This is a genomic window from Micromonospora sp. KC213 (genome assembly GCF_004348325.1).
In the GTDB taxonomy this organism is placed as follows: domain Bacteria; phylum Actinomycetota; class Actinomycetes; order Mycobacteriales; family Micromonosporaceae; genus Micromonospora.
In genome coordinates this window covers 1-20,837 of sequence record NZ_SMKF01000027.1, presented here as the reverse complement: position 1 = coordinate 20,837, position 20,837 = coordinate 1, and the positions used below count along the sequence as shown (strand labels likewise).

Below are 20,837 nucleotides of genomic sequence, written 5' to 3'. Positions count from 1 at the left end.
TCGGTGACGTCCGTCCACGACCATGTCGCCGGGTCTGCGGCGATAGATGCCCCGAACGCAATTCTGATGCGGACCAGGAGTGAGTCTCCGGTCAGGTACGACACCCCGCCTCCTCATCCGTCGATCAGCTTGACGATGCCGCCAGTGGTGACCTGCGCCCGCTCCCGCAGCACCAGCACCAGGTCGGAGCCACGCGCGACCAACTCGCCGGTAATGCGCAGCTCGGCTGGCTTGCCCCCGCCAGCCGGGAGACGGTCAACCTGGGCCGCCGGCAGAATCCGCTCGCCCCGGTGAATCACCGCAAGACCGGACTCCAACACGTCACCACCGGTCGCCAGATGTGGAATGTTCGGAGTGCCGATCGTGCCGCCGCCGATCGTCTGCCCGAAAGCGGTGATCGACGGCAGCCGGAATTGCAGCCCATTCCATTTGCTGATGACCCAGTTGAGGGCGGCGCGGAACGAATTCTTGACTCCGTCCCACATTCCAGACGAGGCGCGGCCGATCCGGCCCTTCAGGCCCCGGACGACGCCGACTGCCCAGTCGAACTTGCCTCGCACCCAGTTCAGGGCCGAACTGGCACCATTCTTGATCGAGTCCCATACCTCGCCGCCGACGCGCGCCAGCGTGGAGAAGGTGTCGCGAATCCACTGATAGAGGCTGGCCAGCGATCCGATCAGCCACCCGGCGATGATGATCGCACCTTCAAGCCAGGTCAGCATGTCACTCAGGATGGTGTTCGCGCCTGCTCCGCCGTCAGCGATCGACGACAGGAAAAACGACACCGCTGCCCCGATTTCAGGCAGATGCCTTGCGAGGGTTTCGAATAGGGGAACGCTCTGCTGGACCGCGTCTTTCAGCCCCGGCATGGCCTTTTCGGCGAAACCGACAAGTGCCGGAGCGAGCTTGTCGATCACCGGGGCGATGATCCGACCGATCTCCTTGAGGCCAGGGCCCATTCGCTCGATCGCGTCACCGAAAGTGTCCGCCGCCCTCATCAGTGGCTCTTTGAATGGCTCGGCGAATCCGGCTAACGCTTTCTTCGCCCGGTCACCGAATCCCTTCCACGCCGCGGCGACGGCCGGGTCCTTGACCGCCTGCGTGATGCCCAGGGCCAGAACGCCGCCGCCGACTGCGAGGAGGATGCCGGCGGCCAGCGCCGCGCCGATAGCGGCGGACATGGTGACGGCCATCGTGGCGGCGGCAGCAGCGATCACGCTCTGGACCTGGGGCGGCAGGCCACTGAAGACCTTGCCGACCGAGTCGGGCAGCATCGCGCCGAACCTGGCGCCGAAGCGGCCCAGCAGCCCACCAGCGAGACGGGAGCCTGCTCCTGCGACGTCAGCAGCGGTAGCGTCCCCCAGGGCCTTGCCGGCGGCGACGAACCGGCCCCGGCCATCCCGCAGCTTCCCGTCCGCGCCGCGTACCCACTCCTCCCCAGCAGCGCGACCGCCAGCGCCGAGGACCGCGGCCATGGCGAGGGCGGTGGCTGCGGCTTCCTGTTCCATGTCTCGGCCGCCGCGGCGCACCTCCTGGCGCCCTTCGGCCAGGCCGTCTTTCAGCCCCTTGTTGTCGGTCTTTAGATAGGCGACCAATTCGCCGAGTTTGAGCGCCATTGGCCACCTCCTCCATCTGTACGGGGTTGACAGCGGGCAGTAGCGTCCGCTGGCGTGTCCAAACTTCGATGGAACTTTCGCCTCGGGCCCTTGCAGTTCAACTCGCCGGTGGGCGTGATTGGCGGGTCGGTCCTCGCCGGAATCGTGCTCTGCTGCTGCGGCGCCGGGATCGTCGGCGCGATCAACGACGACACCAGCCCGACGGCCAAGACCCAGCCGCTAACCACATCCGCGCCAGCCGCAGCCGCACCGGCCAGGACGACTGCAACAGCCCCGGCCCCCGCAGCAACAACACCTCGGCCAGCTGTAGCGGCCACCACGAAGCCCACGGCGAAGCCGGCCGCCACCACCCGTAAGCCAGCACCAAAGCCCACCACCCGTAAGCCGACACCGGCGGCACCGAAGACCGACCCGAGATTCGACACATGCCGCGAGGCAAACCGCGAGGGCTACGGGCCGTACGAGGAGGGCAAGGATCCGGAGTACGAGTGGTATCAGGACCGTGATGGTGACGGGATCGTCTGCGAGCGGGGATGATCACCTGACGTGCCATCCGGGCTGAGTGCCCGGGACAGCCGCGTGTCGGCGGCGAGTAGCCCCACGATCCGGCTCCGCAGCCACCGCCACGACCGAGCCCGCATCAGCCCCCGGTCCTCGACGTCGATGCCGTACTCGCTGTGCAGGTCGGCCTCGACCGCCGGCCAGTGGGTCAGGATCTCTGCCCAGGAGACTTGCCGCCCTGACGGCGCCGGCCGCTCCTCCGACGGGATGTCGTACCACTCGTAGAGGCCGGTTCGCGGGTCGCGTCGGCCGCGGCCGTACTGGTCCCGCCACGAGCTGCCCTGCGGTCGGCCCGGTTCGGCACCGGGCCCGGCGCCGGGGGGCGGCCTCCCGACGTCCACCACCGCTCGGCGGCTTCCTCGCCGCCTATGATCCACACGTAGACGGTTTGGGCGGCAAACTGTACGTACGGGTCCGGCACCCGGTCAGCGAGCATTCGCGGGTGGGCGTCGCCGAGCAGACGCTCCTCGAAGGAAAGGTCACCGGGCAGCTTCGGTAGCGCCTCGACCCGGGCGCGGGCCCGGTCGGTGGCCTCCCGCAGTTCCCGTTCGGTGCTGGCCGCCGAGACTTCGCCAGCGGACTCGGCGATCCGCCGGCACCACAGCCCCAACTCCGCGCTGGGCAGTGGAATGACGTAGTCCCGCTCGGCCCCATCCGGCCCAGGAAGAGCGAGGGTCAGACCGGGGTCAAGGTACTGGTCGAGGCCGGAGAGACGGGCCATCAGGCGTAGGTGTAGTCGTCGGCGGCCGTGTTGGCCGAGGTGCCTGCCGATGTGGTCACGGAGACCTGGACGGTGCCAGCCGCACCGGCCGGGGCGGTCGCCACGACGTGCGAGTCGGAGACGACGGTGAAGTCGCTGGCGGGGTTGGCGCCGAAATCAACGTCGGTTACGGCGGCCACCCCGCCGGGCTTGAAGTGCTGGCCGTAGATGTTGACATGGTTGCCGCCCGCGGTGCCCCCGGTGGCCGGGTCGAGGGCGGTGATGGTCGGCACCAGCGACGCGATCGGGTTGACGATGTCCGCCAGCGGCCCCTGGCCCTGCAGGACGACGTCGATGACGTCGCGGCCCTTCCCACCGGGCATCGTCCAGCTCTTCACGTAGACGCGGCCCTCGTGGTCATGGCCAGAGTCCAGGCCGTCCCGGTTGTAAAACCTCACGCCGAACTCGGCGTTCTCCACTCGGCCGGCGCGGTGAGCCTTGAATTTCGTGCGCAGGAAGGCGTGGACCGGGTCGATCGACGTTCCGGCGAGGTTGGTCGAGTAGGCGAGCTTTCCCTCCAGCCGCCAGTTGTAGCCGGTGTTCGTCTCCCGCATCGCCCCATTGTCGGAGTACATCTCGTCTTCCTCGACGCGCACCTCCTCCACCAGCTTGAGGTCCTCGATGCCCATGAGCTGCTGGTACTGGCTGGCTGGGAAGACGGCGGTGTCGGCGTCGAGTCGGTGGGACCGCGCGAGGGTGGTCACGCGGGTGGTCGGGGTCGTGGCCATGACTCGCTCCTTCAGTCGGTGTTGTTGCTGGTAGGCCGCATGGCCTGCACGTAGTAGTTCTCCGACCGTTCCCAACGGCGGTTCCCGTCCTGGCCGAGGCTGGTGTAGCTCTGCCGCCAGATCTGGACGACGGGGATACCGTCCCAGCGCAGGCCTGCGGCGCTGTCCAGCGCGTCGTAGATCGCGTCGGCCAGGTCGTCGCAGTCGCGCGGGTCCTCGGCGAGGCCACGGACCCGGATCTGGATGGCGGTCTGGTGGTCGGCCATGCCCTGCAAGGCGGTGCCCAGCGGGTACGCGGCGAGGGTAATGATTCGGTCCGGAGATTGCGGTACGGCCCGGATCGCGATGCCGGTCTCCGCCGGCTGGTAGACGCCGGACGTGCGCCAGGTGCCGATACCGGCTGCGGCGAGGTGCTCGGCGCAGCCGGTGAGGAGCTTGCTGGTCCAGCCGTCACCGGTTGCCATCACGTCCCCCGGAACGGTTCACCGGCGGCCTTGGCGATGATCGCGAGCATCGTATCCTGGACCTGGACGTCGTTCATGGGCTTCTCCAGGTACTTCGCTTCGCGGCCCTCGTCGTGGCGGAGGGTCAGGTCTTCGTGCTGCTTGACGGCGTACGGCCGGTCGTAGCTGACGACAACCTCGCCGGTGGACTCGTCGCTGGTGACCTCGCCAGACCGTTCCAGGTCGCCCTCCTCGTGCGGCACGAGGAGGTTTGATTCGCCGAGGAGGTGCTCGGCGGCCAGCTCGGCGCCTTCGAAGCTGGCGGCCTGGAGAAGCGCCTCGACCTCGTCGCCGTCCCACTCCAGTCGGAACGGGCCGTCCTCGACCGTCACGGCTCACTCCAGGTTCAGCTCGACGTGCTCGGGGAGGGGCAGGCCGTGCGCGGCCAGGTCCGAACGGGCCAGCACCAGGGATGCTCGGCCGGCCCAGGTCACTCGGGAGCCGGGCGGGCACGTCGTGCCGGGCGGTGCGTACACGGTCGTCGAGGACACCTGCTCGGCGCCGGCAGCGTCCTGCGTCTGCACCCTGACCAGGCGGCGGGTCTGCTCGACCACGCACGGGGTCACGTCGACCGGGGCGGCGTAGACCGGGCCGTACGCGCCGCTGCCCTGGTACGCCTCCACGCTGACCGTGGCCGGGGTGGGGATGCACTCGGCGATGAAGTCAGACCACTCCATACCAGGTCTCCTGTGGGCCCTGACCGGTCAGCCCAGCGCTCTGGAGCACCAGCCACGCCTGGTACCACAGGCGGCCGACCTTGGCCGATGCTGCCTGCTGTCCCCCAACAGCGCTGCCGCTGCCGCCTCGCTGGACGGTCACCTTCCCGATGCTGAAGCCCACCGGTGGAGGTTGTGCCGCTCCGGTGCCGGTCCGGTTCCCTGAGTCGAGGTAGCCGGCAACCTGCTCGCACGTGGCGTCGCGGAGGGCAGCCTGCACGTCGGGGTTGTCGGGGTCGTAGACCGTGCAGAAAAGCGCGCTGTCGACGTCCCGGCTGGCTCGCTTGAGGAGCAGCTCGGCGTCAGCACCGGCCGGCACGGTGACCGGGTAGGCGGCGAGCTGCTCCGGGGTCGCGTACGCCATGCTGCCTCCCTCTGGCTGGTGGGTGCCTGGGCCGGCCGTCTCCCCGGCACGGCCGGCCCAGGCAGGTCAGGTTAGGACGACTCGGGGAACGAACGGCTTCGCCGTCGGCGTCGCGATCGTCGCCGGTGCCGTCGCCGTCAGGCTGGAGCCGGACGACTGGGACAGGTTCCGCTCACCCGTCACCACCGGAGTCATCGCGATCGTGCCGATCAGCGAGGGCACCGCGGTGGCGGCCATCGCGATCCCCACCCAGTAAATGCCGGTCTCCGTGATGGTGACCGGGGCGGACAGGGCGACCGTCTTGACCGTGTTGGCCGCCCACGCCGTGCTGGTCTGGTCGGCGGTCTGCGCCAGCAGCGCCGGCGTGGCGGCGTTGCTGTACAGCGCGAACCAGTAGTTGGTGGGCGTGTTCGCCGCGGTCGCGCCGGAGCGGGCGCTGATGTTGGTGATGACGTCCCCTGCCCGGAGGTACACCGGGACGGAGGTCATCACGCCGGTGGCGAGGGCCGGGTGGCCGGAGTCGCCGGCCGAGTCGATCAGCCCGGTCCGGGGCAGGTTGCTGCGGTAGAAGGTGTCCGGCGACGCGGGGTCGGCCAGGTTGACGTGCGCGAGCGCGTCGCGGACGTTGCGGGTGTAGCCGCCGAGCTGCGTCATCGCTCAGTCCTCCTTCGGGCCGAGGTACTTCTCGGCCAGCTGGTCGCGGGTGAGCTTCTCGGCGTCCTCGCGGGTCATCCCGCCGTGTTCGGCGGCGTGGGTGACCCAGTCGGCCTTGGACGCGGACCGGGCCGGCGGCTCGACCGGCTCGGGCTCCGCGGTGACGGCCGGATCGGGCTGCGCCTCTTCGACGGTGTCGACCCGGTAGCCCTTGCGCCGGAAGTACGCCAGCGCCCGCCGGTTCTCCGGGGTGCTGTCGTCGACCGTGGCCGTGCCGTCGACCAGGGTGACCCCGGCGACCTTCGTCGTGACCACCTGCGGGGCGGTGACCTTGAAGCGCGCCATCACTGCACCTTGACCTTCCGGAGCACACCGCAGCTCTTGGTGCTCTTCAGCACCATCGCGGTGGGGCCCATCTCGATTTCGCCGGTCTTGACCGCGCCCGCCCGGGTGAAGTCGGGCATCCACGTCTCGACCAGCGGCTTACCGGCGACCGCGGCACCGTGGAGGGCGTCCATGCCGAACGTGACCGCGTACAGGTCGGTCAGGCCGGTGATGGTGCCCCCGGCGCCGCCCTCGTCGGCGTCTGCCGAGTAGATCGGGATGATCGGGCTGGAGCCGAGCTGCCCGTCGCCCAGGTCGACGAGGACCCAGTCGCCGTACCGCTCGACCCTGCGGCCGAGGTCGTCCTTGTCGGCGGTGTAGAGGCCAGCCCAGCGGGCGAGCGCCCGGATCCGGGTGATGCTCTTGGTGTTGCCGAGGATGGCCTTCTCGCCGGGGGGCAGCGCACCCGGGGTGCCGAGGTCCCCGCCGCCGGTCTTCGACGGGATGATCTGGGCGAGCATCTCGTCGAGCCGGTCCAGCGCCGCCATCGCGAGGGGCTGGGAGATGATCGTGCCGGCGGTCCAGTCGAGGTAGCCGGCGGTGACCCCGTTGTCCAGCGGGTCGTACTCGGTGGCCGTCCCCGTGAGGCTCTTGTCGAGGCCGTCGAAGCCCGCCTGGTCGACCGCGGTGTCACCGTTGATGAGCTCCTCCTGCCATTTCTGCTGGGTGGCGGTGAGCAGCTGCTGCATCTGGAAGGTGACCTCGTTGGTGGCCGGCTGGCCCAGGTTCGCGAGGACCCGGTCGATCTCGAAGGCACCACCGTGCGGCTTCAGGTCGACGGTGTAGCGGTTGCGGACAGCCTTCGACGGCGTGTACTCGGTGTTGAGCTGCCGGAACGCGGCCGTACGCGGGGTGGTCAGGCGGGTGTACCCGTAGGTGAGGGTCGCGCCGCCGGTCGGGTTGACGACGTCGTCCCAGACAATGCGGTCCAGGAGCCAGGAGTACCGGCGCAGGTTGTCGATCACCGCGAAAGCGACGTCGTCCTGCGTGTTCACCTGGGCCTGGGCGAGGGTGATAGCCACGGTCGGCTACTCCTGTCCTGGTTGGTGTTGGGTGGTTTACTGGCCGGCCATGCGGGCGGCGATGGCCGCGCCGAGGCCGGCGGGCCGCTGGCGTCCCCCGTTGTTGCCACCGGTGTGATCCGTCCCCTGGCGGGCCGGCCCTTGGCCTCCCGTGACGGCGGCAGCGAGCTTCGGGTTGGCCTTGATCGCGGCCTTGATCGCGTCGGTGACCTTGTCGTCGAAGTCGGACGAGGTCGGGTCGAGGTCCTTGACGGCGGCCCGGAAGCGGGTGCTGTCGAGGAGGGCGTCCGGGTCGCCTCCGGCCTTGCCGGCGCGCTTGTAGACCGCCAGCTCGACGGCCGTGTCGCGGGCCTGCGCCGCGGCGGCGTCCCGCTCGGCGGCGACCGCCTTGAGCTGCTCAGCCGGATCAGCCTGCCCATCCGGGGTGAGGCCGGCGGCCTTGAGGATCGCAGCGACGCGCTCCCGTTCCGCCTTCGCGTCGCCCTTGGCCTTCTTCTCGGCCTCGCGGGCGGCAGCGATGGCACGCCGCGCTCGCTCGGCGTCAAACTCGCCGTCGATGGTCGGGCCGTCCTTGCTGCCGGTGCCGTCGCCCTGGCCGCCCTTGCCGCCCTGGCCGTCACCTCCAGCATCCGTGCCGCCGGTGCCGGCTCCGCCGTCCGAGCCAGCACCGTCGCCGCCTCCATCGCCGCTACCACCGGCGGCCAGCCGGATCGGGCGACCGTCCTTCCGGTAGCCGATGACCTGGCCAGCAAGAGCGCTGAGGGTACGGCGTCGGGTGTGCTGCATGACAAGCCCTCCTTGAGGGTGTCGGTGAATGGGTACTGCCGGGCCTTGCCGCAGGCAGCTGCTACCGCGCCCGCAGTACGGGCGACGGACGAACGAAGGTGGCCCCTACCGGAGACCCATGACCTGTCGGGCGCGACGGTGGAACTCGTCCTGCGCGCCCGGCGGGGCGTCGAGGTCCACGTGGTGCAGGTTGTAGTCGCTGCCCGGGGTGGGGTGCTCCTCCGGCCGGAAACCGGCCGCGTCGGCGTTCCCCGCCACCCACTCGCGGTGCAACTCACCGAGCTCCTGGAGCCGGCGGACCCGAGCCTCGGAGGGGCGCACGGGCCGGCGGCGGGGACGTGGCATCTGCGACGACGTCACAGCCACTTCACCCCCTGCCAGTCGCTACCCAGCATCGCCCTCTTGCCGATCCACTCGTTCCCGGTGGCGGCAGACCGGCCGCACTGGCTGATCTCGTACGCGCTCGGGTACGCATCCGACCCAAACGGCGCCGTGTCCGCTCTATCGAGGATAGCCGCGGCCTCCACCAGCTGGGCGTCCAGCGCGTCGGCCCGCGCACCCAGCCGGGCGGCCTCGTCGTCGTCGGCCTGCTCGGCTTCTTCCCGCAGGTCTGTCACCTCGTCTTCGACCATGTCGATGATGAAGCGGAGCCGGTCGAGGACCGATTCGGCGGATTCCTCGTCGGCGAAGTCGTAGCCGTGGCTGGCCCACGTGTAGCCGCCGACGTCGATGTTGGCGTGGACCTCGATGCGGCTGATCCCCTGCGACCGGTACCAGGTTTCGAGGCGGCCGTTGAACTCAGTGGCGAAGCCTTTGCCGCGGGTACTCGGGTCGAGTTGCAGGTAGGCGTGGACGGCGACCAGGTCACCGGCCTCGTCGCGGTAGAAGCCGCGCATCACCGTGCCGACCTGCCGAGCGTTCAGGTCGTCATCTGGGTAGATGCCGCCGCGAACCAGGATGCCGGGCAGGTCGCCATCCACGCCGTACTCGTCGTACAGCTCGACGTCTTCGATCTCGACGGTGAGGCCGGCGTAGTCGCCGCCGATCACGTCGGCCATCACGTCACGGACCATGGAGCGGTTCGCGGATTGCCCCAGGTCGACGGCCAGAAGCCCGGGAAGGTCGGCGACGCGAGCCGGCGGCTGGGTTGTCCTGGTCCGCTGAGGCAGCGGCGGAGGAGACGGTGAGGGGGTAGGTGCCGGCGGTGGCGGAGCTGCCGGCCTGGGCCCAGGTGGCAGGTTCCCCGCGCCGATCTGCTCCCGGTAGGGCAGGCGCTTCAGCTCCGGGTGGGCGGCCAGATGCTCACGCATGACCTTCTGCCAGGCCCGGACCTTCGCCTGGGCGGAGGTGCGCGCTGCGGGGTCGAGAGCGGCCTGCTCGCGCTCCTTCCACTTCCGAATCTGCCGCTCGATCTCCCGCTGCCGCTCCTTGGCCTCGTAGCCGTCAGGGTTCGCGAGGTTGCCGGTCGGGATTCGGGTCGCACCAGGCAGGTACGCACGGACCGAGTGCGTGCAGTTCGGATGCTGGAGACCAGCGGCCCGGGCCTCGGCGAGCGACCCAGCGATGTCCACCGTCACCGTGCCGTTCGACACGGCCGAGGGCACCTGGACGCGACCACGGCGCCCCCCGGCGATGGTGAGGACCTTGCCCTCCCACGGCCGACACAGCGGACACTCACGCGGCGAGTTGGACACGAGGACCAGGTCGACGCCGAGGTCTTGGAGCCGGTCGGTTTGGCCCTGCACGGCGGCGCGTTGCGTGACGGTACGCACGCCCATCTCGACGTAGCTGCTCAAGCGCCACCGGCGGCCCCGAACGTCGGTGAACGACGTGACGCCCTGGTCGACGAACCGCTGGTAGGCGTGCTGCGCGGCCTGCCTGCGAGTCTGCCCGGCGGCAACACTGATGGCGGTCGCCCGTTGGATCACCGTGCGGTAGACGTCCTCAACGTGCCGCAGCACGTTGGAGTGCGTCTGGCCGATGTCGCCGATGAGCGCCGCTGCCAGGTTCTCGATGACCGCGGCGCGCGGCACCTCCGCCCGGGCCGCCGCGGCGGCGGCCAGGTCCAGATCCCGTGGCCAGTACCGCCGGGGCACCTCGACGGTCGCAGCCGCCCGGCCGGACCGGTAAGCGTCGGCGACCGCCTGCCGGATCCGGTCCGCGCCGGCTGCGCCGACCAGGGCCAGGGTGCGTTCGACCGCGCGCCGCAACGCGGACAGGGCACCGAGCCGGCGGACCGCCCAGTCGGGGGCGTCGAGTCCGTCCGCCAGGTAGCGGGTGACCGTGGCCAGAATCGACGTCTCGGCCTCCCGATACAGGTCGGCGGCGTCGCGAGCGATGTCCTCGATCTGCTCGGGTGGCACGGGCATCGGGGATCACTCCTCGCCGGGCTGCCCCTCGCCCTCGTCGCCGCCGTCGGGCTGGTTGCCGGCCAGTGCGCCGAGGGAGCTACCGACGTCCACCGGGGTCGGCTCGTCCTCCCGGATGCGTTTCACCTCGGCCCGGACCTGCTTGTCATCCCAGTCGGGGTGGACCATCCGCACCTTGGTCTCGATGCTGATGGCGTTGGCGGCGTCGAGGAGCTGCACCGTGCGGGCCACCGTCTCCGGTGCCTCGGACACGCTGTCGCCGAACTCGACGTTGGGCTTGACCGGCTCGGCTTTGCCACCCATCTGGCCGCGCTCGACGGCGAGGAGCAGCTCGATGGCGTCAGCGATGCCGGGTTGCCACGCCCCGACAATCCGGTTACCCCGGGTCGTGAAGCTTTGCCGCTCCCGAGCCTGAACCTCCGTGGCAGTGACCGCCACGTCGCCCTCCTCGCCGAGGGTCTGGGCGGACAGGCCGGCGTGCCGCAGCGCCACCTCAGTCAGTGCGTCGGCGGTGGCCTTGTGCTCGGCGTGCCGGATCGCGAACTGGCTCAGGGTGATGCCCTGGCCGGTGGCGTTGCCGGTGACTGGGAGCGCGTTGATCGCGGCGTACACTTCCCGATCCGCGTCCCACGTCGCGCCCTGGCCCGGTCCATTCGACTGGAGCATGTAGTCGGGGATCATGATGCGGGCGCGGGCGAGCCGGACATCGCGCAACCAGGACGTCCATGTCTCGTCGATCCGGTCGAAGATCTGCTCGTTGCCGTCAAAGTCCGACCGGCCCAGGTACTTCAGGCCCGGTTCGGTACGCCAGCGGCGCTGCGGGCCGGTGTTGGCGATCCGGACGACGTCGAGACGGTCGAGACCGGTCGCCTGGGCGCCGGTCTCGTCGACCAGGTCGGCGAGGTGGACGCTGCCGGCGTGGTCGGCGAGGCTGATGGCCCGACCGAGCTGGGTGGGCGTGCCCTCGTACACCCTGTACTCGATGCGGCCGGCCCGGCTGCCGTCAGCGCCGGTGACCACGTCGTGGTGCTCCAACAGCCGGATCACCCGCTGGCCGTCGTTCTCGAGCTCCGACCAGAAGGTCACCTCGACCAGCCGCCCCCACCGGATGACCGGCAGTGCTCCGTCGGCGTGCACGACCCCGAGGAAGGCCCGGTCAGGGTAGACGTCGCGGTCGATCACGGGCCGGAGGTAGACGTCACCGAAGGCGCTGTCGGCCTCGGCGGCGTGGAGCAGGGTGGTGTTGAGGCCGTCCTCCTGGAGCAGCTCCAGCCGCGCCTGGACCGCCTTGTCCTCGCTGGTCAGCGTCGGTGGTTCGGCGAACAGCAGGTTCGCCGCAGTGGCGGCCAGGTCGGCGGGCAGCGGCACGTGGAGCCGGCCGTCGCGCTGCCCGGGCGACGGCGGGTTGCCCCACAGCCAGCGGGACAGGTAGCCGACGATGCCGCCGGCGTACTGGCCGGCGCGGACACGCTGGGATGGGGAGAGGCTTTGCCCGTTGGCGGCGCGGTTGAGGTAGACGGTGCGGAGCCGGTCGGGGTCGCCGGTGTACCAGGCGTCCCAGTCGCGGTAGGCGGCGTAGGCGAGGCCGTAGGCGGGTGGCGGCCAGGCGCCGCCGGTCGGAATCGGCACCGGGCCTCCCTCGGTTCGGGCTGTGTCAGGCGAGCGTGCGAACGATCGATACGAACAGCCGGTCCTTCACGCGCTGCTCCTCCGGCAGCTCGTGGTACGGGACGAGGCAGGGGTGTGTCTTGGCCTCGGCGTCCTTGACCTCGCCGTAGGTCCAGCCGGCGGCGCGCTTCTCCTCGCACCACAGCTCGTGCATCAGGGCGGGTCTGGCACCGGTCAGCGCGCTCTCGACACCCTTGATGGCCGAGTCGCGCTGCCAGCGCGGCGCGTCGTCCCAGGACGGGGAGACGGCTGGGTCTCCGGTGATGATCTGGATGGCGCGGTTGGCTTCGTGGCAGACGCGGGCAATGTGGGTGGGGTCCACGGGGCCTCCATGGGTTCAGGCAGCGAGTGCGTGGGCGGTGCGCAGCAGCGGGCGCCACAGCACCTCAGGGGTCTTGATCGCGTACCTCGCGGCGTCGATCGAGTGGTCGTCGGCCTTGATCGGTGCGTCCTCGCCCCGCTCCGCGGCCTTGTCGTCCCAGGAGTAGCCCGGGATCTCGTTGATCAGGCCCTGGCACGACCGGTCGATCCGCAGCTGGTCGTTGCCGAGCAGCGACGACATGAGCCGAATCCCGTCAAGCACGGAGTTGTCGGCGAGGGCCGGCGTCATGCCGTCCTCGTGCAGCTGGAGCCGCAGCGACGCGGCCGACGGGTCGACCACGGTCCACTCCGGGGCGACGCCCTTGAGCCCGACCGCGCCGGGGACCTCGAGGCCGGCCAGCCAGGCACGCAGCTCGCGCGACAGGCTGGCGTCGGTGAGCTGCCGTCGGGCGGTCGACGGGTCGTGCCTCCACTCGTGCGTCAGGTACAGGCGTCCGTCCTGGCCGGCGCCGAGGATGAGGGCGGCGGTGGCGTTGCGGGTGCCGTAGTCGATGCCCAGGCTGACCCACCGGTGGATGGCCGGCAGGACCGGCACGACGTGGCGGTCCTCGTCGAACATGTCGAAAACGGCGCCCTCGGCCTGGACCCAGCGGCCCTCGATGAACCGCTTGTACCAGAGCCCGACGTACTCAACCTTCAGGTCGGCCACGTACTGCGGGTCGAGGTGCGGGTTGTCGTCGAGCGTCGAGTGCCACGTGCGGAGGTTCAGCTCGCCCTGGCGGAGCAGGTACTTCTTCCGCAACCAGTGGTTGGGGGCGTCCGGGTTGGTGGTGCCGAACAGCTTCGCGCCGGCCACGGAGAGACGGGCGAGGACCTGCGTGAAGAACGGCTCCGGGACGGTGGTCAGCTCGTCGCCGTACGCCAGGCACAGGGTCATGCCGCGGACCTTTGGCTCGGCCTTGGCGTCGTTTGCGCCCAGGACGTCGACCTCGCGGCCGAGGATCGTGCCGGTGGGTGCGCCAGGGTTGTACTTCACCAGCCTGGCGAGGGGGCCGAAGATGGCCGGGTCGGTGAGCACCGCGAAGACGTTGCGGTTGACGCTCTCCCTCGTCTTGCCGAACAGCAGCACGCGGCCGGAGCTGGGAGCGGTGGCGACGGCGAGGAGGAACCGGAGCAGGCTGGACACGGTCTTGCCGGACCGGACCGATCCTTGCCAGATGTTGAGTCGGGCGGTGGACTCGACCACCGATCGGAGGTGGATCGGGGACAGTGTCCGGCCGACTGCGTCGAGGTCAACCGGCATCGGCGTCGGTGCTGGCCTGGTTGAGCTGGTCGTACGCGGCCCCCAGGCCCTTAGCGAGGGCGCCGAGCATGGACTTGGCGGCGTCGATGCCGGGGTCGGCGTCGTACTCGTCGAGGCGAACGGCCTTGTCGGCGGCGATCCCGACGGCCTGCATGATCTTCAGCTTGTCCGCGAACGTGGGTTCGTCGAGGGTCCAGTCGACGCGGTCGTACTCCTTGCCGCCGTGGTCGACGTAGTCCGCGGGCTGCCAGAGTTGCCGGCGGAGTCGGGCGGCGTCGTCGAGGAGGTCGTTGGCCAGCTGGGCGCGCTTCGCTCGGGCGTCGTCCTTCTTCGCCTCGGTGGCGGCCCTCGTGCGTGCCCGGTCGAAGCTGAGGCCCATCTCGCCGGCGAGCCGGGACACGGTGCGTCCGGACCGGGCGATCTGCTCGGCAATGGCGTTGCGGCTCAGGCCTTGGGCGTGCAGCTCGCGGACCTGGTCGTAGTCGGCCTGGGTGACGGGCCGGGGTGCGGGGCGATCGGTCATGGCTACTCCGTCCCGGCACCTTGTCCGGTCAGGGTCAGTGATCAGGAATACACCCTCCGCAGTGGAGGTTGATCGGGGGCAGTGGCCGGCATCAGCTGGCCCGACCCGAGAGGTACTGCATGCGAGCGAAGTTCCGCCCCGGCATCCTGCGCATCGACCAGATCGACACTTCTGACGAGGTCGCGGACGTCGTGCGATTGGTCACTGCGGCCGGCTTTCTCAGCATCCACATCAGTCGCGATGTCGCCACCCATGTCTTCGAGGTGGACGTGGATATCCCTGGCGGGTGGCCGGCTGACCTGTTGCCGCCGCTGATGGCCGTGTGTGCGGCGTTCGGCGGTCCCTCGCCGCAGGAGATGCTGGAACAGTGGCAGGCGGAGGCCGCCACCTTCCAGGATGCGAAGGCGAAGTTGGGCCAGTCGTAGCCGGCGGGTGTGCGGGCAGGCCGGCCACCACAGCAGCCTGCCCGCGCCCCCGAGCCCGTGCGTCCCGCCCCCTGGACGCAGTACAGCCCGGGAGCCGTGGGGCTCTACCGGGCTGCGGGCACACTCCGCCTGTGGCGGTGAGTGATCAAATCATGCGGCGCTGACCTGGGCGCCGTCAAGCTGCCGTGGCCGTCCGCGTGGCGTTCGACGCTTCGCAGCCTCGATCTGGGCCGCCTGGTCGAGGGGGTAGTAGACCGTCCGGGCGACGCGCCGGCTCTCCAGGCCGTCACGCTGGTGCCAGTTGCGGACCATGGCAACGGTGACGTCTGGACCGAGCCGCTCGGCGATCTCGGCAGCAGTCCCGTACTCCCGGCCGGCCACGTACATCACCGCTGCTCGTCCTCGCGTCCGTAACCCTCGCGATCGGCGTAGAGCATGCCGATCTCCTGGAGGATCGTCGTTTCATCCACGTTGGCGGCGGAGGCGGCCTTGGTGAGCAGTGTCGACGCGGTAAAGATCAATCCGTTGATGATGTCGTTGGTGCCCTGCTCCACGGACGGTGAAGCGCGGATGTGGCCGTGAAGCAGGCGGTTTACCTGCTCGGTGTCGCCACTGGCGAGCGCAGTGACGATCGCGAGGCCGAGTGCGGCGTTGTCGAGTTCCCTGTCGTAGCCCATCAGATCGCGACCGCAATCGGCTCTTCCTGACCGTCCCACGAGACCCAGAGTTCGGTCGGTGCTGGCCGGCCCATGCTGCCCATGATGAGGAACGAGACGGATTGGTTCGATTCGAGGGTGCCGTCGCCGAGTTTGAGCCCGGCGAGGGGGTGAGCGTTTCGGACCTCGACCTTGACCCCGGTCGCGGTGCCCACGCCGATGTTGCGCAGCAGGTAACGCTGTTTACTTACCCATTCGACCCGCCAGGCGACCTGCGGTGGTGGCGGTGGAATAGCGGCTTCAGCGGCCAGGGCCTGACGCTCGGCCGCGTCGGCGGACCGGCGGGCCGAGCCAGCGGAATCCTTGGAGGCGGCGGCGGAGTCGCGAGCATGCCGGTTGGCGCGAGTCGCGACGTAGACGGCTGCGCCAGAGAGGACGAGCGCCGTCCAGGCGGGCACATCCCCTAGGTCAAGCTGCATGGTCCGAGCCTATCGAGCTCACAACACCTCCAACTCGGCTCTCCTACCGACGCTGGCCGGGCCGTTCAGCTCAGGACGTTAGAGGTGGCAGATCGGTAGCTTGCAAGGCATGAAATGGACGGATGTCATCGCGATCATCATCTCTGTCGTTGCTGTCGCCGTTTCGGCTTGGGGCCTGAGACACGCTAAGGCGTCCGCTGACGCAGCCCGACGGTCGGCGGAGGCTGCCGAGCGCCAGGCTGCGGCGGCTGAGGCAGCTTTGCCGCCGCCTCCGTCGCCGGTGGCGTGGCAGGTGGTCCATCGAGGCGCCCCGAACAGTTACCTGCTCCGCAACGCGGGAACGGAACCGGCGGTTTCGCTGGAAATCCATGATGAGGATGGCCTGGTCCGCGCATCGGGGGAGGCGTCTCTGTCGGCGGTGAGGTTGTCCCCCGGACAGTCCCTGGGCTTCTGGGTGGCGACTCCGGCAGAGCTGCCAGAGGTGACCGAAATCAGGGCTCGTTGGGAGGGCAGCGATGGATGGGTGGTGATTCCGCTGCCGTAACGTCCCGCCGAGCATAATGGTCATTATGGTGCCCTCATTTTTGATCATGCCTGCTCGCCAACATGGCGGACAGGCGTGGACCATGCGCGGAAAGTCACCATACTCACTCTGGGGTGTAAGGTTGTGACCAGCTCCACCCACTTGAAGTAGAGCCAAGCCACCTCAGGGGGAACTCCCCTGGCTGGGTGGCTGGGACGCAAGAGGTGGAGAGAGCAAAGGGCCTCGCCCCACCCGGGAAGATGGACAAGGCGAGAACCCCCTACCGCAACAGGCTCTCCTGACGGCCAATCAGAAGGGCCCACAACCATTCGTGAGCATGACGCCCGCGATGGTGGCGATACCGGCGGCGCCCTGAATGATCAGGACGACCGTCCGGCCCGCCCCTTCAGACCTGCGAGCCTGAGGGGGTGGGGTGTCGCTAGAACCCTTAGACTCACCCAAGGGCTCTGGATGCATGGACATGAACCACCTCCAGCCGGCAGGCGCTCCCGCTCACTGCGGGAGATCCCTCGCCTCCCGTACGGCGGGGCGAGTGCCTCACCCCCGGAGGAAGACGGCTCAATGTCTTCTGCACTAGGCACTGTAGTCGAATCAGCGTGACGGACCGTGCAGGCCGGATACGCATCGCATTTGGGCCGTAGCCGAGCGCTAGGATGGCTGTCCGAATTTACCGGCACTGGTCCAGATATCAAGCGATTTGCGTGTGACTACGATCACATTACACAGGTGAGTTTTTCTGCACTGCGACCGTCCATAGAGACGTGTTTCACAGGTCACTGTCCTGCATGGTCATCCGCTGGGCCAGCTGATGGAGCACCTCGCCTCGGCTCAGACGTGGGCGCCACCCCTTCACCGCGCTGCGCGACCAGGAGTGTACGGCGACCCCGACCGGGCCGACCGTCTGCAGCGGCCCAGCCTCCGATTCGGACCGAGTTCAGGACAGTGGTAGCCAGTAGGAGGCTCATCAGGGTCGCGGTGCCGGCGATCACTAGAAGGACCAGAGACAGCACCACGAGTACCCAATTGGCGGCGACATAGCGGCCGGCGACTGCGAGCAGGTAGAGGATGGCCGCCGCGATGAGGTTCGCCAAGACGTTGATTGCGACGTCGCGCCCGAACTTTCGTCGGCCGCCGGAGGGCGAGGGGTCGGTCACCCTTCCCATCGTGGCTGGCGACCGCCACGTAGCAGGTCACCAGTCCAGGACAGGACGCTGCGGCCTCGGTGAAAGCTCGACCACGTCAGCGACGGCGAGGAGCTTGACGGCGACGTCCTCTCCCAGGTCCGCCGCAAGCCTCTCTCGGTTTGACGCGCAGGCGATCCATGAGGTGCCTGCCCGCCCCGCCAACCTCTCGGCAGCGTCTACGACTGCGCCCTGGTGCATCGCCATCAAAGCTTGGATCTCCGGCTCATCGGGTTCGAGGTTCTTGACGCCGGCCACATTGTCGCTTCGGTCGGTCAGGTCGTCGAGGAAGATCACCGGCGGTGCTTGCTCGATGAGCTGCGGGTTGTAGTCGCGGGCCATCTCGTACGCCCTGTACACCCCCAGGCTGGCCGGTGGGTAGCCGGCCGCGAGGAGACGGCGGAGAGCGGCGTACGCGGTGTGGGTCTTCCCGGACATGCATGGGCCGAGAAGCAGAAGGCGGGCCCTGGAGCCGGCCAGGATGGCGCTGCACCAGCGGTCGACTTCGGGTAGGGAGGTCTCGGCGTCGCTGTAGCGAGCGGGGATGAGGTGCTCAGGCATGGGCGCTCCTGGCGGGGGTCGTCATCGGCTTATTGCACTCCGTGAGCACCGTACTCCGCGGCCAGATGTGGGCGACGCCCTCGACCGCCCCGGGCATCCCGCACGGGCAGCCCTCGCCGGTGCAGAGGCGGCCGGTAGAGCAGACGACGGTCCAGGCGTTGACGGGGCCGGCGGTCTGGACGTACAGCTGGCGTTCGCCGCAGTGCGGGCAGGCGACACCGGGCAGCGGCTCTCGCGCGGGCCGGAGGTCGATCGCGTTGCGTACCCAGGTGTCCTCGTCGGCCAGGTGGCGGGCGACGATGGCGGCGGTGCCGGGCTGGGTGCTCGGGATGGTGTCGAGGATGAGCCGGAGCGGGTCGGGGCCGTCGAGGCGGAGCATGGCGGCGACTCCGGTGATGCGGCGGTCGGCGCGGGCGAGCAGGAGGGCCCACCGGTTGCGCCGGGCTGGCCGGCGGTCTGTGGCGACTACGACCATTCCGGGGGTGGGGTCGCCGTGGCCGCCGAGGGCGTGGCGGCGTCCCCAGGCCGGGGAGCGGAGCAGAGCGGGGGCCTCCAGCTGCTCGGCGGCGATCTGGGCGGCTTCCTCGTCGGCGAGCTGGGCGAGGTGGGTGCGGGCGGTGTGGAGGGACCAGGCGGCGGCGGTGGCGTGGAGGTGGTGTGGCGAGGTCACTGCGCTCCTCAGGCGGTCGTGCGGGCGGTGTTGGCCCCGCAGGCAAGACAGGCGAACCCAGCGGGAGGCGAACCGAGGCAGGCATCGCACGTGGGCGGAACGGTGAGCGACCATGGCTCGACGCTGAAGACCTTGCCGAGGATGGCCAGCTCGTCGACGGTGAGCGTCCGACGCCCGTCGCCCAATCGGTCGATGGCGACCGAGTGCTTCATCGGCCAGCCAGCGGAATCAAGACGCTGCACGAGCTCCGTCTTGGTCCATCCGCGTGCCTTTCGCATCAGGTCGATGTTGTGAACAACGACGCGGGTCAGCGTGTTCGGAGAGGTGACTTTCACCGGTGCCTCCTGTGGCGGATGAGGGGTGCGATTCCCTGGCCGAGCCACACGGCGGCCAGGGCGACGAGGACGGCGGCGGCGGGGTTGCCCCAGGCGCGGGCGGCGGCGTCGAGGGCGAGGATGGCGGTGGTGCTGGCGATGAGGGCGATGGCGCCGGCGATGGCGATGCGGCGGGCGGTCACCGGGACACCCCGGGCAGCTCGACGGTCTCGACGGGCCGTAGGACGACGTCGTCGGGCCACTCGTCGTCGGCACGGTCGCAGCGGTCGTACCAACCGCAGTCCGGGTCGTCGCAGTCGCAGTCGGGGTCGCAGGTGCAGAACGCCGAGCTGCGCGCCGCGCCGCAGTCACAGCGGGGGCAGTCGCAGGATCCGATGCCGTCGCCCTGGCCTCGGTAGTTGTCGGGGAGGCCGCACACGTCGCACGTCACCGGTCAGCCCTCCGTTCGATCGAGCACGGCGAGGACGCGGGCGGCAAGGCAGCGGGCGTGGCCGGGCTGCTCGCCGTCGTGGTGGCAGGTGGCGTCGGCACAGGTGGTGTGCACGGTGCCGTCAGGGCCGGAGGCGAGCGGCCAGACGAGGGCGCGGATGCGTTCGTGGGTGGCCCAGGCGGCGGTGAGGTGGTTGGCGAAGAGCGGGGCGTCGGCCAGCTCGGGCTCGCTGGCGTCGTGGCGGCGCCAGGCTGCGGTCAGCGGGTCCACTCGTCAGCCCTCCCGCTTGCCGGGGCACCGGTCTGCCGGGTGGCCGCCGCGCATCGTCTGCATCGGCCCGTGGTACTCGCAGCCGGCCGAGTCGGCGGAGCGGATGACGTACCCGCACGGGGCCTTCGCGCAGGGACAGGTGGCCTCGTCCTGCGTGGGCGACCAGGCTCGACCCCAGTGGTACTCCGGGATCTGGCGCGGGGCGGGGGTGTGGCCGAGGTGATCGTCAACCCGGCCGGCGGCGAGGTCCGCTTGGAGTTGGGCGGCGTCACGCTCGATCTGCGCCAGCGTGGCGTCACGGGCGACCTCATCGGCCGGCGGGCAGTCGCCACGGTGCTCCCACAGCCCGACACCGGGCAGCGGCGGGTCGTACAGGTCGTTGACCCGGATCTCCTGGGAGCAGCGTTCGCAGCGCGGCCGGCCGTCGACGGCCAGGATCCGCAGCACTGCTCGGGTGGTCCAGTCGGCGAGGGTCTCCGGCACGTCGGCGTAGCCCTCCTCGTTGGGGCGCCAGGATGGGCCTCGGCGGCGGCCGGCGATGCTGCCGGGGTCGGCGATGGCGCGGCGGATCCACGGGGCCAGCTGCTCGTCCTGCGCGCGGACGGCCGGGGAACCGAGGGCGCCCGAGACGGTCTCCGTGGTGGGTCGGGTGTCGTATCGGGCCAGTGCTCGCTCGATCTGGTCGTGGGCGTCGCGAACGACGGCGAGGACTTCGCCGGCTGCGCCCAGCTCGGCGCGGTGGCGGTCGATGATGCCCTTGCGGAAGGCCGCGGTTTGCCGGGCGGTGTCGCGGGCTTCGCGGTAGTCGTCGCGTTCGGCTTCTGCGGCTTCGGCTCGGCTGCGCTGCTGGTCGATGTCGTCGAGGAGGCGGCGGATGGCGGCGGAGTCTTCTTCGTCGAAGATGCGGATCTTAGGCATGGGGGTGGGTCTCCTCGATGTCTTCGCGGATTTGGCGGCAGCGGACACGCCAGGCTTGGGGGCTGGGTGGCCATGCGCCTTCCCAGGGGT

Annotated in this window: 31 protein-coding genes; 3 read left to right on the top strand and 28 right to left on the bottom strand. The window is 69.9% G+C overall.

The window, feature by feature from the left end:
• Nucleotides 1-113: 113 nt before the first annotated feature.
• The gene (locus E1166_RS09055) at nucleotides 114-1,616 is read right to left on the bottom strand and encodes a hypothetical protein (RefSeq protein WP_132337484.1); all 1,503 of its coding nucleotides are present in this window, start codon (nucleotides 1,614-1,616) and stop codon (nucleotides 114-116) included.
• A 54-nt stretch (nucleotides 1,617-1,670) separates the two neighbouring features.
• Between E1166_RS09055 and E1166_RS09050 the strand changes: the two genes are divergently transcribed.
• A complete protein-coding gene (locus E1166_RS09050) occupies nucleotides 1,671-2,153 on the top strand; it encodes an excalibur calcium-binding domain-containing protein (protein WP_132337482.1) in 483 nt (160 codons plus the stop codon).
• On the opposite strand, the gene E1166_RS31880 is transcribed toward E1166_RS09050, so the two are convergent.
• The 17 genes from E1166_RS31880 to E1166_RS08965 form a co-directional block, all read right to left on the bottom strand.
• Nucleotides 2,111-2,386 carry a hypothetical protein gene (locus E1166_RS31880; RefSeq protein WP_132337530.1) on the bottom strand — a complete coding sequence of 92 codons (276 nt, stop codon included), beginning with the start codon at nucleotides 2,384-2,386 and terminating at the stop codon, nucleotides 2,111-2,113. The genes E1166_RS09050 and E1166_RS31880 overlap by 43 nt on opposite strands.
• Nucleotides 2,326-2,901 (bottom strand): hypothetical protein, encoded by a 576-nt coding sequence (locus E1166_RS09040; RefSeq protein WP_132337532.1) that lies wholly within the window; start codon nucleotides 2,899-2,901, stop codon nucleotides 2,326-2,328. Before E1166_RS09040 ends, E1166_RS31880 begins: the two co-directional genes overlap by 61 nt.
• Nucleotides 2,898-3,665 carry an IPT/TIG domain-containing protein gene (locus tag E1166_RS09035; protein ID WP_132337480.1) on the bottom strand — a complete coding sequence of 256 codons (768 nt, stop codon included), beginning with the start codon at nucleotides 3,663-3,665 and terminating at the stop codon, nucleotides 2,898-2,900. Before E1166_RS09035 ends, E1166_RS09040 begins: the two co-directional genes overlap by 4 nt.
• 11 nt (nucleotides 3,666-3,676) lie before the next feature.
• Nucleotides 3,677-4,129, bottom strand: coding sequence for a minor capsid protein (locus tag E1166_RS09030; RefSeq protein ID WP_132337478.1), 453 nt, complete (start codon nucleotides 4,127-4,129; stop codon nucleotides 3,677-3,679).
• Nucleotides 4,129-4,500, bottom strand: coding sequence for a minor capsid protein (locus E1166_RS09025; protein WP_132337476.1), 372 nt, complete (start codon nucleotides 4,498-4,500; stop codon nucleotides 4,129-4,131). The genes E1166_RS09030 and E1166_RS09025 overlap by 1 nt, the downstream gene beginning before the upstream one ends.
• Nucleotides 4,501-4,503: 3 nt before the next feature.
• Nucleotides 4,504-4,845, bottom strand: coding sequence for a hypothetical protein (locus tag E1166_RS09020; RefSeq protein WP_132337474.1), 342 nt, complete (start codon nucleotides 4,843-4,845; stop codon nucleotides 4,504-4,506).
• Complete coding sequence (locus E1166_RS09015) at nucleotides 4,832-5,248, bottom strand: hypothetical protein (RefSeq protein ID WP_132337472.1); 417 nt, start codon at nucleotides 5,246-5,248, stop codon at nucleotides 4,832-4,834. Before E1166_RS09015 ends, E1166_RS09020 begins: the two co-directional genes overlap by 14 nt.
• A gap of 66 nt (nucleotides 5,249-5,314) precedes the next feature.
• On the bottom strand, nucleotides 5,315-5,902 hold the full coding sequence (locus tag E1166_RS30830) for a hypothetical protein (protein WP_165944293.1): 588 nt from the start codon (nucleotides 5,900-5,902) through the stop codon (nucleotides 5,315-5,317).
• A 3-nt stretch (nucleotides 5,903-5,905) separates the two neighbouring features.
• Nucleotides 5,906-6,247: a hypothetical protein gene (locus tag E1166_RS09005; RefSeq protein WP_132337470.1), complete on the bottom strand. Its 342-nt coding sequence runs from the start codon at nucleotides 6,245-6,247 to the stop codon at nucleotides 5,906-5,908.
• Nucleotides 6,247-7,308: a major capsid protein gene (locus E1166_RS09000; RefSeq protein ID WP_132337468.1), complete on the bottom strand. Its 1,062-nt coding sequence runs from the start codon at nucleotides 7,306-7,308 to the stop codon at nucleotides 6,247-6,249. Before E1166_RS09000 ends, E1166_RS09005 begins: the two co-directional genes overlap by 1 nt.
• Nucleotides 7,309-7,344: 36 nt before the next feature.
• Nucleotides 7,345-8,094: a hypothetical protein gene (locus E1166_RS08995; RefSeq protein WP_132337466.1), complete on the bottom strand. Its 750-nt coding sequence runs from the start codon at nucleotides 8,092-8,094 to the stop codon at nucleotides 7,345-7,347.
• Between the two features lie 105 nt (nucleotides 8,095-8,199).
• Nucleotides 8,200-8,439, bottom strand: coding sequence for a hypothetical protein (locus E1166_RS08990; RefSeq protein ID WP_132337464.1), 240 nt, complete (start codon nucleotides 8,437-8,439; stop codon nucleotides 8,200-8,202).
• 11 nt (nucleotides 8,440-8,450) lie between these two features.
• Nucleotides 8,451-10,463 carry a phage minor capsid protein gene (locus tag E1166_RS08985; protein WP_132337462.1) on the bottom strand — a complete coding sequence of 671 codons (2,013 nt, stop codon included), beginning with the start codon at nucleotides 10,461-10,463 and terminating at the stop codon, nucleotides 8,451-8,453.
• 6 nt (nucleotides 10,464-10,469) lie between these two features.
• Nucleotides 10,470-12,092, bottom strand: coding sequence for a phage portal protein (locus E1166_RS08980; protein ID WP_132337460.1), 1,623 nt, complete (start codon nucleotides 12,090-12,092; stop codon nucleotides 10,470-10,472).
• 25 nt (nucleotides 12,093-12,117) lie between these two features.
• Complete coding sequence (locus tag E1166_RS08975) at nucleotides 12,118-12,453, bottom strand: RyR domain-containing protein (protein ID WP_132337458.1); 336 nt, start codon at nucleotides 12,451-12,453, stop codon at nucleotides 12,118-12,120.
• A 15-nt stretch (nucleotides 12,454-12,468) separates the two neighbouring features.
• A complete protein-coding gene (locus E1166_RS08970; RefSeq protein WP_132337456.1) occupies nucleotides 12,469-13,755 on the bottom strand; it encodes a phage terminase large subunit in 1,287 nt (428 codons plus the stop codon).
• A complete protein-coding gene (locus tag E1166_RS08965; protein WP_132337454.1) occupies nucleotides 13,745-14,278 on the bottom strand; it encodes a helix-turn-helix domain-containing protein in 534 nt (177 codons plus the stop codon). The genes E1166_RS08970 and E1166_RS08965 overlap by 11 nt, the downstream gene beginning before the upstream one ends.
• A 119-nt stretch (nucleotides 14,279-14,397) precedes the next feature.
• Between E1166_RS08965 and E1166_RS08960 the strand changes: the two genes are divergently transcribed.
• The gene (locus tag E1166_RS08960) at nucleotides 14,398-14,703 is read left to right on the top strand and encodes a hypothetical protein (protein ID WP_132337452.1); all 306 of its coding nucleotides are present in this window, start codon (nucleotides 14,398-14,400) and stop codon (nucleotides 14,701-14,703) included.
• A 150-nt stretch (nucleotides 14,704-14,853) separates the two neighbouring features.
• On the opposite strand, the gene E1166_RS08955 is transcribed toward E1166_RS08960, so the two are convergent.
• From E1166_RS08955 to E1166_RS08945, 3 genes are read right to left on the bottom strand one after another with little or no spacing between them, the layout of a single operon-like run.
• Nucleotides 14,854-15,090, bottom strand: coding sequence for a hypothetical protein (locus E1166_RS08955; protein ID WP_243710256.1), 237 nt, complete (start codon nucleotides 15,088-15,090; stop codon nucleotides 14,854-14,856).
• Entirely contained in the window at nucleotides 15,090-15,380 is a 291-nt protein-coding gene (locus E1166_RS08950; RefSeq protein WP_132337448.1) for a hypothetical protein, read from the bottom strand. Before E1166_RS08950 ends, E1166_RS08955 begins: the two co-directional genes overlap by 1 nt.
• A complete protein-coding gene (locus tag E1166_RS08945; RefSeq protein WP_132337446.1) occupies nucleotides 15,380-15,838 on the bottom strand; it encodes a hypothetical protein in 459 nt (152 codons plus the stop codon). Before E1166_RS08945 ends, E1166_RS08950 begins: the two co-directional genes overlap by 1 nt.
• Before the next feature lie 109 nt (nucleotides 15,839-15,947).
• On the opposite strand from E1166_RS08945, the gene E1166_RS08940 reads away from it, so the two are divergent.
• Nucleotides 15,948-16,382 (top strand): hypothetical protein, encoded by a 435-nt coding sequence (locus tag E1166_RS08940; RefSeq protein WP_132337444.1) that lies wholly within the window; start codon nucleotides 15,948-15,950, stop codon nucleotides 16,380-16,382.
• A gap of 1,190 nt (nucleotides 16,383-17,572) precedes the next feature.
• Here the strand turns inward: E1166_RS08940 and E1166_RS08935 are convergent.
• The 7 genes from E1166_RS08935 to E1166_RS31470 are packed head-to-tail and all read right to left on the bottom strand — an operon-like array spanning nucleotide 17,573 to nucleotide 20,747.
• A complete protein-coding gene (locus E1166_RS08935) occupies nucleotides 17,573-18,124 on the bottom strand; it encodes an ATP-binding protein (protein WP_132337442.1) in 552 nt (183 codons plus the stop codon).
• Complete coding sequence (locus E1166_RS08930; protein WP_132337440.1) at nucleotides 18,117-18,794, bottom strand: hypothetical protein; 678 nt, start codon at nucleotides 18,792-18,794, stop codon at nucleotides 18,117-18,119. Before E1166_RS08930 ends, E1166_RS08935 begins: the two co-directional genes overlap by 8 nt.
• A gap of 8 nt (nucleotides 18,795-18,802) precedes the next feature.
• The gene (locus E1166_RS08925; protein ID WP_132337438.1) at nucleotides 18,803-19,129 is read right to left on the bottom strand and encodes a hypothetical protein; all 327 of its coding nucleotides are present in this window, start codon (nucleotides 19,127-19,129) and stop codon (nucleotides 18,803-18,805) included.
• Nucleotides 19,126-19,311, bottom strand: a complete 186-nt coding sequence (locus E1166_RS08920; protein ID WP_132337436.1) for a hypothetical protein — start codon at nucleotides 19,309-19,311, stop codon at nucleotides 19,126-19,128. The genes E1166_RS08925 and E1166_RS08920 overlap by 4 nt, the downstream gene beginning before the upstream one ends.
• Nucleotides 19,308-19,559 (bottom strand): hypothetical protein, encoded by a 252-nt coding sequence (locus E1166_RS08915; RefSeq protein WP_132337434.1) that lies wholly within the window; start codon nucleotides 19,557-19,559, stop codon nucleotides 19,308-19,310. The genes E1166_RS08920 and E1166_RS08915 overlap by 4 nt, the downstream gene beginning before the upstream one ends.
• Before the next feature lie 3 nt (nucleotides 19,560-19,562).
• Nucleotides 19,563-19,829, bottom strand: coding sequence for a hypothetical protein (locus E1166_RS08910; protein ID WP_132337432.1), 267 nt, complete (start codon nucleotides 19,827-19,829; stop codon nucleotides 19,563-19,565).
• A gap of 3 nt (nucleotides 19,830-19,832) precedes the next feature.
• On the bottom strand, nucleotides 19,833-20,747 hold the full coding sequence (locus E1166_RS31470; protein ID WP_207914115.1) for a hypothetical protein: 915 nt from the start codon (nucleotides 20,745-20,747) through the stop codon (nucleotides 19,833-19,835).
• Nucleotides 20,748-20,837: the final 90 nt, after the last annotated feature.

Coding starts and splice junctions, on each gene's coding strand:
- E1166_RS09055 (WP_132337484.1), bottom strand. CDS start 1,616: ATGGCGCTCAAACTCGGCGAATTGGTCGCCTATCTAAAGACCGACAAC.
- E1166_RS09035 (WP_132337480.1), bottom strand. CDS start 3,665: ATGGCCACGACCCCGACCACCCGCGTGACCACCCTCGCGCGGTCCCAC.
- E1166_RS09030 (WP_132337478.1), bottom strand. CDS start 4,129: ATGGCAACCGGTGACGGCTGGACCAGCAAGCTCCTCACCGGCTGCGCC.
- E1166_RS09020 (WP_132337474.1), bottom strand. CDS start 4,845: ATGGAGTGGTCTGACTTCATCGCCGAGTGCATCCCCACCCCGGCCACG.
- E1166_RS09015 (WP_132337472.1), bottom strand. CDS start 5,248: ATGGCGTACGCGACCCCGGAGCAGCTCGCCGCCTACCCGGTCACCGTG.
- E1166_RS30830 (WP_165944293.1), bottom strand. CDS start 5,902: ATGACGCAGCTCGGCGGCTACACCCGCAACGTCCGCGACGCGCTCGCG.
- E1166_RS09005 (WP_132337470.1), bottom strand. CDS start 6,247: ATGGCGCGCTTCAAGGTCACCGCCCCGCAGGTGGTCACGACGAAGGTC.
- E1166_RS08995 (WP_132337466.1), bottom strand. CDS start 8,094: ATGCAGCACACCCGACGCCGTACCCTCAGCGCTCTTGCTGGCCAGGTC.
- E1166_RS08990 (WP_132337464.1), bottom strand. CDS start 8,439: ATGCCACGTCCCCGCCGCCGGCCCGTGCGCCCCTCCGAGGCTCGGGTC.
- E1166_RS08985 (WP_132337462.1), bottom strand. CDS start 10,463: ATGCCCGTGCCACCCGAGCAGATCGAGGACATCGCTCGCGACGCCGCC.
- E1166_RS08970 (WP_132337456.1), bottom strand. CDS start 13,755: ATGCCGGTTGACCTCGACGCAGTCGGCCGGACACTGTCCCCGATCCAC.
- E1166_RS08965 (WP_132337454.1), bottom strand. CDS start 14,278: ATGACCGATCGCCCCGCACCCCGGCCCGTCACCCAGGCCGACTACGAC.
- E1166_RS08960 (WP_132337452.1), top strand. CDS start 14,398: ATGCGAGCGAAGTTCCGCCCCGGCATCCTGCGCATCGACCAGATCGAC.
- E1166_RS08955 (WP_243710256.1), bottom strand. CDS start 15,090: ATGTACGTGGCCGGCCGGGAGTACGGGACTGCTGCCGAGATCGCCGAG.
- E1166_RS08950 (WP_132337448.1), bottom strand. CDS start 15,380: ATGGGCTACGACAGGGAACTCGACAACGCCGCACTCGGCCTCGCGATC.
- E1166_RS08945 (WP_132337446.1), bottom strand. CDS start 15,838: ATGCAGCTTGACCTAGGGGATGTGCCCGCCTGGACGGCGCTCGTCCTC.
- E1166_RS08940 (WP_132337444.1), top strand. CDS start 15,948: ATGAAATGGACGGATGTCATCGCGATCATCATCTCTGTCGTTGCTGTC.
- E1166_RS08935 (WP_132337442.1), bottom strand. CDS start 18,124: ATGCCTGAGCACCTCATCCCCGCTCGCTACAGCGACGCCGAGACCTCC.
- E1166_RS31470 (WP_207914115.1), bottom strand. CDS start 20,747: ATGCCTAAGATCCGCATCTTCGACGAAGAAGACTCCGCCGCCATCCGC.